Here is a 9,394-nt window from a genome sequence, read left to right on the forward strand (position 1 = left end):
TCAGCCTTTCAGGTTTTCACCAGTCAAACGGGTCAGTGCTTCGCGATACTTGGCACCGGTTTTTTCAATGACATCGGCCGGCAGGGTTGGTGCAGGCGCAGTCTTTTTCCACTCGGTCAGGGTTTCCAGATAATCACGCACGAACTGCTTGTCGAACGATGGCGGCGAAATGCCGGTCGCATACGAATCGGCAGGCCAGAAACGCGATGAATCGGCAGTCAATACTTCATCCATCAGATGCAGGGTACCGTCTTTGTCCAGACCGAACTCGAACTTGGTGTCGGCGATGATGATGCCGCGCGTGGCCGCATAATCGGCAGCGGTTTTGTACAGCTTGATGCTGACGTCGCGGATCTTGTTGGCCAGTTCCTTGCCGATACGTTGTTCCATTTCGGCGAATGTGATGTTTTCATCGTGCTCGCCCATTTCGGCTTTGGCAGCAGGAGTGAAAATCGGCTCAGCAAGCTTCTCCGCCTGTTTCAAACCCGCCGGCAATTGCACGCCGCAGACGGCGCCGGTCTTCTGATAATCGCTCCAGCCGGAACCGATCAGGTAACCGCGCACCACCGCTTCCACCAGTATCGGTTGCAAACGTTTGGCAACGACGGCGCGATTCTTGACCTGCGCCACTTCATCTGGCGCCACCACCGATTCAGGCGCGATACCGGTCAGGTGATTCGGCACGATGTCCTTCAATTTTTCAAACCAGAAATCGGACATCTGGTTCAAAACCTGCCCTTTTTGCGGAATAGGCTCATTCATCACGACGTCGAACGCCGACAGGCGATCGCTGGTGACGATCAAAATCTTGTCGTCGCCTACGGCATAATTTTCGCGAACCTTGCCGCGGCCGAGTAATGGCAGTGAAGTAATGGTGGACTGATACAGACTGGTCATGATGTTTCCATAAATCTGAAACGGCGATTACTGGAATCGCCGATACGTGGTTGCACTACTGAATATGCTTGCTGATGAATTGCCTGCTGAAGAAGCTGCCTGCTAATCCTTACTGCACGATTTGCGCGAACTCGCCATTCTTGTACTTCTCGGCGATTTTATCCAGTGGCAGCGGTTTGATTTTTGCCGCCTGACCTTCGCAACCGAAGGCGAGGAAACGTGCCTTGCACACTTGTTTCGCCGCTTCCTTGGCCGGTTTCAGGTAATCGCGCGGATCGAACTTGGATGGATTTTCAATCAGGTAACGGCGAATCGCGCCGGTCATGGCGAGACGGATATCGGTATCGATATTGATCTTGCGCACGCCGTTCTTGATGCCTTCCTGAATTTCTTCCACCGGCACGCCGTAGGTTTCTTTCATGTCGCCGCCGAACTCGCGGATTTCCGCCAGCAGTTCCTGAGGTACCGATGAAGAACCGTGCATCACCAGATGCGTGTTTGGAATACGCACGTGAATTTCGCGTATGCGTTCAATCGCCAGGATGTCGCCGGTTGGCTTTTTGGTGAATTTATACGCACCGTGCGAAGTACCGATCGCGATTGCCAGTGCGTCGCATTGCGTCTGCTTGACGAAATCGGCCGCCTGCTCGACGTCAGTCAGCAACTGCTCGCGCGTCATCTTGCCGTCGGCACCGTGACCGTCTTCCTTGTCGCCCATCATGGTTTCCAGCGAGCCGAGCACGCCCAGTTCCGCTTCTACCGTGACGCCGATTGCGTGCGAAAACTCGACCACCTTGCGCGACACTTCGACGTTGTATTCGTAGCTGGCCACCGACTTGCCGTCCGCATTGAGCGAACCGTCCATCATCACCGAGGTGAAGCCGGAACGAATTGCCGCCATGCAGACCGCCGGCGTCTGGCCGTGATCCTGATGCATGACAACCGGAATATGCGGATAGGCTTCCACCGCTGCCGCGATCAAATGACGCAGGAAAGGTTCGCCCGCATATTTGCGTGCGCCGGCCGAAGCCTGCATGATCACCGGCGCGCCGACTTCATTCGCCGCTTCCATGATGGCTGTTACCTGCTCCAGATTATTGACGTTGAACGCTGGCAGACCGTAGCCGTTTTCAGCCGCGTGGTCGAGCAATTGACGCATGGATACGAGAGGCATGGTAATTCTCCAAAAACAGTAAATGTGGGTTGGTCGAACTGACGATTCCTGCAGACGCTGCGCGCTTGCCCAGCAACGGCTTCTGCATTCATCGTCTATACGACAAATTGGTTTTCAATAATCGGTACTACGTTTTCAAGCGATAGGATTGCGTCTTAACTGGTGGCGCGTTGTTCAAGAATCTCGACCGCCGGCAAGGTTTTTCCCTCGAGGAATTCAAGGAAAGCACCGCCACCGGTCGAGATGTAGCCTATCTTGTCTGCGATATCGTACTTGGCAATCGCTGCCAGCGTATCGCCACCGCCCGCCACTGAAAAGCCCCTTGATTCTGCAATCGCATGCGCCAGTGTTTTGGTACCGTTGGCAAACTGGTCAAATTCGAATACGCCGACCGGGCCGTTCCAGACGATGGTGCCGGCTTGCGCGATCTGCGCAGCCAGCATGTTCGCTGTTTTCGGGCCGATATCCAGAATCATGTCGTCATCGGCCACGTCTGCCACGTCTTTCACAATTGCGGCAGCAGTTGGCGAAAATTCCTTCGCGCAAACAACATCAACAGGAATAGGTACCGAAGCGCCACGTTTGGCCATCATATCCATGATTGCTTTCGCGTCACCCACCAGATCCGCTTCCGCCAGCGATTTGCCGATCTTCAAACCGGCTGCCAGCATGAAGGTATTGGCAATACCGCCACCGACAATCAGATTATCCACCTTGTCGGCCAGCGTTTTCAAAATGGTCAGCTTGGTCGATACCTTGGAGCCGGCGACAATTGCCACCAGCGGACTGGCCGGTTGGTGCAAGGCCTTGCCCAAGGCGTCCAGCTCGGCAGCCAGCAAAGGGCCGGCGCAGGCGACAGCCGCATATTTGGCAATGCCATGCGTGGTCGCCTCGGCGCGATGCGCAGTGCCGAATGCATCGTTCACATAGACATCGCACAATGCGGCAATTTTTTTGGCCAGCACATCGTCGTTCTTTTTCTCGCCTTTGTTGACACGGCAATTTTCCAGCAGGACGACCTGGCCCGGCACAACATGCACACCGTCCACCCAGTTCTGCTTCAATTCAACCGGCTGGCCGAGCAATTCGCTCAGACGCTGTGCAATCGGTGCCAGCGTATCAGCCGGCTTGAACTCGCCTTCGACCGGACGCCCCAGATGGGAAGTCACCATCACGGCAGCACCCGCCTGCAGCGCCTGCTGAATCGCCGGCACTGAAGCGCGTATGCGCGTGTCTTCGGTAATATTGCCCTGGCCGTCTTGCGGCACATTGAGATCGGCACGGATAAATACGCGCTTGCCCTTCAGTTCACTACGCGCGATCAAATCGCTCAATCTTTTGAATTGCATGAGTAATCGTTGTCAGGTTGGACGAAAGACCGCTATTTTACCGCACCGGATGGCGCAAAACCCTTGGCTTCACGCCAATGTTCAGTGCGGAAAAAGCGGAAAGAGAGGAAATTGCCGGTTTGACCATCAAATTTGATCAAGCGGCAAAGTCATCGCTTAGAAGGCCGCATTCCAAATAGATTCATTTTTGATACGAAAAAAATGACGGCAGACCGGATAAAATCGCACTATTCGGTGCTGCAGACTGCGGATGGTTTTTCCGCTCCGGCCGAATCCGTTAAAATCGAAGTCTCGTAAATTTACTGGAGATATCAACATGTCGATGGCTGATCGCGATGGAAAAATCTGGAAAGATGGTCGATTAATCGACTGGCGCGATGCAACTGTGCACGTGCTGACCCATTCGCTGCACTACGGCATGGCGGTATTTGAAGGCGTGCGCGCCTATAAAACTGCACAAGGCACCGCGATCTTCCGCCTGCGCGAACACACCGAACGCCTGTTCAATTCGGCAAAAATTTTTCAGCTGAATATACCCTTCGATCAGGAAACGATCGTGCAGGCACAACTGCAAGTGGTACGCGAGAACAAGCTGGAGAGCTGCTATCTGCGCCCATTGGTCTGGATCGGCGATGAAAAACTCGGCATCTCCGCCAAAGGCAATAAAATTCATGTCGCCATCGCCGCCTGGCCGTGGGGCGCATATCTGGGCGAAGACGGCATCAACAAAGGCATACGCGTCAAAACCTCATCCTTCAGCCGCCATCACGTCAACGTTTCGCTGGTGCGCGCCAAGGCATCCGGCTATTACATCAACTCGATCCTGGCCAATCAGGAAGCGCTGGCCGACGGTTACGACGAAGCGCTGCTGCTGGATACAGACGGTTATGTGTCGGAAGGTTCGGGCGAAAACGTTTTCATCGTCAAAAAGGGCAAGATTTACACGCCCGACCTGGCATCCTGCCTCGACGGCATCACGCGCGACTCAGTGCTCACGATGGCGCGCGACCTCGATATTGAAGTCGTGGAAAAACGCATTACCCGCGACGAAGTGTATTGCGCCGACGAAGCATTCTTTACCGGCACCGCAGCCGAAATCACGCCCATACGCGAACTCGACAATCGCGCCATCGGCGATGGCAAGCGCGGCCCGATTACCGAAAAACTGCAGGCTCTGTTTTTCGATGTAGTCGCCGGCCGCGCGCCACAATACAATCACTGGCTGACGATCGTCTGATCGCCGGCAGCGGGCGCCATTATTCTCTATACGAGCGCCCGGCTTCCCTTTACTATCTGCAGCAAACTCGATCCACTTAACTCAATTAATCAAGCAATTCGGAGAATGAAATGACACAAGCAACGCCCAACGCGTCCGCAATCGAACTCGACGGCAAGGATTTGCCAGCCTACTGCCCCAACCCGGCAATGCCGGCCTGGAGCTCGCATCCACGCGTATTCCTCGAATTTTCACACGGCGAAGCGAAATGTCCGTATTGCGGCACCGTCTATCGCCTGAAACCCGGCGCAGTCGTACACGGCCACTGATAGACCATCATGCCAAAAATACGCAAACAGTTCGGCACGGCAGACGACATCGAAAACGCCTTGTACGACGCAATCGGCCGCGCCGACCTGGAAGCGTTGATGGAATTATGGGCAGACGATGAAGAAATCGTCTGCATTCATCCCGATGGCACGCGACTGATCGGTTATGCCGCGATCCGTGCCTCGTGGGAAGAAATTTTCACGCGTGGCGGCGTGCACATACGCCCGCTGCAATTGCATGCCTCGCAAAATATGATGAGCGCGGTACACAATCTGATCGAAGCCGTATTTACGACAGAGGGTGCGCAACGCGACGTGCATATCCTGGCAACCAATGTCTATACGAAAACTCCACTCGGCTGGCGCCTCGTCCTGCATCATGCATCGACGGCACCCGGCAAGGCAAAATCGGAGCTGGCGGCCAATAATGTGCTGCATTGATGGTTGATGTGGGCAGACCTTTATACAAAATTTCGTTTGCCATGCATGCACGTATCGTGCGCTGCTGCATGGCACACGCTTCCTGACATTCCTGCTCCATCTCACTTCACGCCACGATTGCCTCGATGATCTACCCCGCTCCATGCTGGCTGCCCGGCGGCCATCTGCAAACCATCTACCCTGCAAAATGCATAGTCAAACCGGCGGTCGCTTACCGGCGTGAACGATGGGATACGGCGGATGGCGATTTCATCGATCTGGATTTTGTCGACGGCAAAACGGGACAGCCATTCATCGTGATGTTCCATGGCCTGGAAGGTTCATCTGACAGCCATTACGCACGCGCATTGATGGCGCACATTGCAGGCCTGGGATGGTCGGGGGCGGTGGTGCATTTTCGCGGCTGCTCGGGCGAGCTGAACCACGCCCCGCGCTTTTATCATTCCGGCGATGCCAGGGAAATCGACTGGATATTGCGACGTCTGGCACCGCATGCCCGCACACGTGGCGCCGGCAAATTTTATGCGGTCGGCGTCTCGCTGGGCGGCAACGCGCTATTGCGCTGGCTGGGCGAATCGCAACATCAGGCGGAGATTGTCGATGCCGCCTGCGCGATCTCCGCTCCGCTCGATCTGGCCGGCGGCGGCGCAGCCTTGTCGCGCGGCTTCAACATGCTGTACACCCGCATTTTTCTGCAAACCCTGAAACCGAAATGTCTGGATAAACTCAAACAGTTTCCCGGCTTGTTCGATCGCGATGCGATGATGAATGCACGCGATCTGTATGCATTCGATAATGTCGTCACCGCCCCTTTGCATGGTTATCTGAACACCGATGATTACTGGCACCGCGCCAGTGCCAAATACGTACTCGACGACATCACGGTGCCGACGCTGGTATTAAATGCACGCAACGATCCTTTTTTGCCGGCGCAGTATTTGCCTGCGAGCGCGGCAGCGGCCATCACGCTGGAACAACCTGCGCACGGCGGCCATGTCGGTTTTACCATCGGCGCACCTTTCGGCAAGTTGAACTGGTTGCCGCAGCGCATGGTGAGTTTTCTGCAAACCGCCTGATTGAGGATGCGAGATGGATGAGATCGTTACGCAAGCGCTGGCAAAATGGCCGAATGTCCCGCACTGCTACGGCTGGCTGGCACTCGATGCGCGCGGCAACTGGCGCATGCGTAATGAACATGCGCAAACGCACAAGCTGCCCGGCGACAGAATCACGCATCCGGCCCTGACCGGTTTCATTAATCGCAATTACACCCACGATGCACAAGGCCGCTGGTATTTCCAGAACGGGCCGCAACGTGTGTATGTCGCGCTGGAAGTCGCCCCCTACATTGCGCATACCGAGCCGGCAGCCGGCTTCGTACTGCAAACCGGTGAGCACATGTCCACTATCACGGCAGGCTGGCTCAGCGAACAGGGAAGATTATTTCTGCAGGGCGATGGAAAATTTGCCTTGCTGGATGACCGCGACATGGCGCAATGCCTGAACGATTTGAGCTTGAATGAGCGGCCCGTCACTGACGAACAATTGCTACTGTGGCTGGAACAGCGCGGAAGCAGCGGTGAATTGTCGCTGCGATCCGGCAGCCAAAGGATAGTGCTCGATTACATCCTGGAAACGGCTATCGACAAACAATTCAACTTCATGCGCGCACCGCAGGCTTCCATCTGATTTGAGGCGAGATGCAAATACGTTTTCGCTTTGCGCTCAGCCTTCTTTTTCCTGCCGGATTTCTTCCAGTCGCTGCGCCTTCATCTCACGCTCACGCGCATCGATGATCGACAAGTCATAAAACGATGCATCCGGCGCGCGGCGCGCAATCGACAGTTGATCAATCGCCGCCGGCAAGCTGCCGTTCAAGGCATACGATTCAGCCAGTGCCAGATGTTGCTGTGCCTGCTTGTTCAATGCTGCATAGGTTTTGGCCAGCCTATCGTACAGTTGCGGCTCATGCCGGTATAACTGCGCCTGATCGCGCAGGAATGTCACCGCATCTTCATAGCGCGCTGCCGCAAAGAGCGCATCCGCATATTGATGCGCAATCCCGCGCGACAGCGGAAACTGATTGCGTGCACGCTCCGCTTCCTCCACTGCTTCCTTGGGCTGACGCGCGGCCAGCTTGATCTCGATCGCCAGACTGCTCAGCACGACGTTCCTGGCTGTCGGCGAACCGGCCTTCAATGTTGCCTGCGCATCGTTGAGCATGCTCTGCGCTTTCTTCGCATCGCCCTGCCTGAGCGCAACATAAGCCAATCCATACTTCCCTGCAATCATGGCTGTGCGTGTTTTCTGCTGCAACTGCCGCTCAAATGCGGCCGTCGCATCCAGCATGCCCTGCTGCGATGGATCTTGCAGGATCTTGACCCTGGCTTGAATCAAGGGAAAATCCAGGCTGTCCGCATGCTGCCGGTAACGCTGATCGCGCGTACGCGCCTCAATATCGGCAATACGCTCTGTCGTCATCGGATGCGAACGCAGATAAGGCGGCGCCGAATCGGTATAGTTGCGGCTGGCCTGCTGCAGGCGCCCGAAAAAATTGATCATGCCGGATGTTTCAAAACCGGCTTCACGCATGATGTCCAGCCCAACGCGATCCGCCTCGCGCTCTGCATCGCGGCTGAAGTTGAGCCGTCGCTGTATCGCCAGCCCCTGTCCGCCCATCATCATCGCCATGCCTGCATCCGGACTCGCCGTTGCCGTCAACGCACCAAGCACCATCGCTGCCAATGGAATCAGCATGTCCTGCTTTTGCTTGCCCAGCATGCGGGCGATATGACGTTGTGCAACGTGGCCGATTTCATGCGCCATCACGGAAGCAAGTTCGGATTCATTCTGCGCCGCCAGCACCAGCGCCGAATGCACACCGATAAAGCCGCCCGGCAAGGCAAACGCATTCAGCATGGGGTCGCGCACGGCGAAGAAGAAAAAGTCGTACTGCGTTTCACCGCGTGCTTCCGGTCGCACGGCAAGCAGGCTGTTGCCCAGCCCATTCAGATATTCCTGCAAGGGTTCGTCATTCAGATAATCGCGATTGCGCCGGATATCGCGCATGATCTGCTCACCCAGCTTGCGCTCCATCAACGGCGACAACTCTTCGCGTTCAGTATCGCCGAGGCTGGGCAATGATTGCGCAAACGCAGCCGAAGGCGCGATTGCAGGCGGCAAGGCACAAACAGCCAGCAGGGCTGCCAGCATCGCAGATCTCACGGGGAATCGCGGCATAGAAATATCAACAGGAAGAAAGGATTTCAGTTTCACGATGCTATGATACCTGCTCATCGCAAACGTTCCACTCTTCCAGCCACAGACGTATTTTCATCATCATGACTGCACACAACAAAACTTCTACTACCAACGACGGCCTCACTCATTTCGACGCCACCGGCCAGGCACACATGGTCGATGTCGGCAGCAAGAATGAAACCCACCGCATCGCAGTCGCCGGCGGAACTATCCGCATGAAACCGGAAACACTCGCCATCATCGAATCCGGCACGGCGAAAAAAGGCGACGTACTAGGCATCGCCCGCATCGCCGCGATCATGGGTGCGAAACGCACCAGCGATCTGATTCCGCTGTGCCATCCACTTGCACTGACGCGCGTGACGGTTGATTTTTCCATCGATGCTGCGCACGCCAGTATCCACTGCACCGCGCAGGTAGAAACATTTGGAAAAACCGGGGTGGAAATGGAGGCATTGACCGCTGTACAAATCGGATTGCTGACGATTTACGATATGTGCAAGGCGGTGGATAGGGGAATGACGATGATGGATATTAAAGTTCTGGAAAAACATGGTGGGAAGTCGGGAGATTGGACCGCCGCCACATAATTCCAGCGAAGCTCGATGGAATCATGCTCACATACGGAATGCAATAAAACACACCCCAATAATGAGGCGTGTTTTATTCAGGAATACATTGCACGAAGCCACTTACAAATTATCAGATTATTTCTCACCCTCGATCG

At 55.5% G+C, this 9,394-nt stretch carries 10 protein-coding genes; 6 read left to right on the plus strand and 4 right to left on the minus strand.

The window, feature by feature from the left end:
* From ABWP27_RS04815 to ABWP27_RS04825, 3 genes are all read right to left on the minus strand, one after another.
* A complete protein-coding gene (locus ABWP27_RS04815) occupies nucleotides 1-897 on the minus strand; it encodes a phosphoribosylaminoimidazolesuccinocarboxamide synthase (RefSeq protein ID WP_353154111.1) in 897 nt (298 codons plus the stop codon).
* Between the two features lie 109 nt (nucleotides 898-1,006).
* Nucleotides 1,007-2,071 carry a class II fructose-bisphosphate aldolase gene (fba, locus tag ABWP27_RS04820; RefSeq protein ID WP_353154113.1) on the minus strand — a complete coding sequence of 355 codons (1,065 nt, stop codon included), beginning with the start codon at nucleotides 2,069-2,071 and terminating at the stop codon, nucleotides 1,007-1,009.
* 155 nt (nucleotides 2,072-2,226) lie between these two features.
* On the minus strand, nucleotides 2,227-3,420 hold the full coding sequence (locus ABWP27_RS04825) for a phosphoglycerate kinase (RefSeq protein ID WP_353154115.1): 1,194 nt from the start codon (nucleotides 3,418-3,420) through the stop codon (nucleotides 2,227-2,229).
* Between the two features lie 316 nt (nucleotides 3,421-3,736).
* Between ABWP27_RS04825 and ABWP27_RS04830 the strand changes: the two genes are divergently transcribed.
* From ABWP27_RS04830 to ABWP27_RS04850, 5 genes are all read left to right on the plus strand, one after another.
* A complete protein-coding gene (locus ABWP27_RS04830; protein ID WP_353154118.1) occupies nucleotides 3,737-4,657 on the plus strand; it encodes a branched-chain amino acid transaminase in 921 nt (306 codons plus the stop codon).
* Between the two features lie 110 nt (nucleotides 4,658-4,767).
* Nucleotides 4,768-4,965 carry a zinc-finger domain-containing protein gene (locus ABWP27_RS04835; RefSeq protein ID WP_353154121.1) on the plus strand — a complete coding sequence of 66 codons (198 nt, stop codon included), beginning with the start codon at nucleotides 4,768-4,770 and terminating at the stop codon, nucleotides 4,963-4,965.
* Nucleotides 4,966-4,974: 9 nt separating this feature from the next.
* Nucleotides 4,975-5,406: a YybH family protein gene (locus ABWP27_RS04840; protein ID WP_353154124.1), complete on the plus strand. Its 432-nt coding sequence runs from the start codon at nucleotides 4,975-4,977 to the stop codon at nucleotides 5,404-5,406.
* 125 nt (nucleotides 5,407-5,531) lie between these two features.
* Nucleotides 5,532-6,482, plus strand: a complete 951-nt coding sequence (locus tag ABWP27_RS04845; protein ID WP_353154126.1) for a YheT family hydrolase — start codon at nucleotides 5,532-5,534, stop codon at nucleotides 6,480-6,482.
* Nucleotides 6,483-6,495: 13 nt separating this feature from the next.
* Nucleotides 6,496-7,095 (plus strand): DUF2946 family protein, encoded by a 600-nt coding sequence (locus ABWP27_RS04850; RefSeq protein WP_353154129.1) that lies wholly within the window; start codon nucleotides 6,496-6,498, stop codon nucleotides 7,093-7,095.
* A 36-nt stretch (nucleotides 7,096-7,131) separates the two neighbouring features.
* Here ABWP27_RS04850 and ABWP27_RS04855 read toward each other — a convergent pair whose 3' ends face one another.
* Nucleotides 7,132-8,619, minus strand: coding sequence for a beta-barrel assembly-enhancing protease (locus ABWP27_RS04855; protein ID WP_353154132.1), 1,488 nt, complete (start codon nucleotides 8,617-8,619; stop codon nucleotides 7,132-7,134).
* 128 nt (nucleotides 8,620-8,747) lie between these two features.
* Between ABWP27_RS04855 and moaC the strand changes: the two genes are divergently transcribed.
* Nucleotides 8,748-9,257 (plus strand): cyclic pyranopterin monophosphate synthase MoaC, encoded by a 510-nt coding sequence (moaC, locus tag ABWP27_RS04860; protein WP_353154134.1) that lies wholly within the window; start codon nucleotides 8,748-8,750, stop codon nucleotides 9,255-9,257.
* Nucleotides 9,258-9,394 lie beyond the last annotated feature (137 nt).

This window comes from Herminiimonas fonticola (genome assembly GCF_040395855.1).
Lineage (GTDB): Bacteria > Pseudomonadota > Gammaproteobacteria > Burkholderiales > Burkholderiaceae_D > Oxalicibacterium > Oxalicibacterium fonticola_A.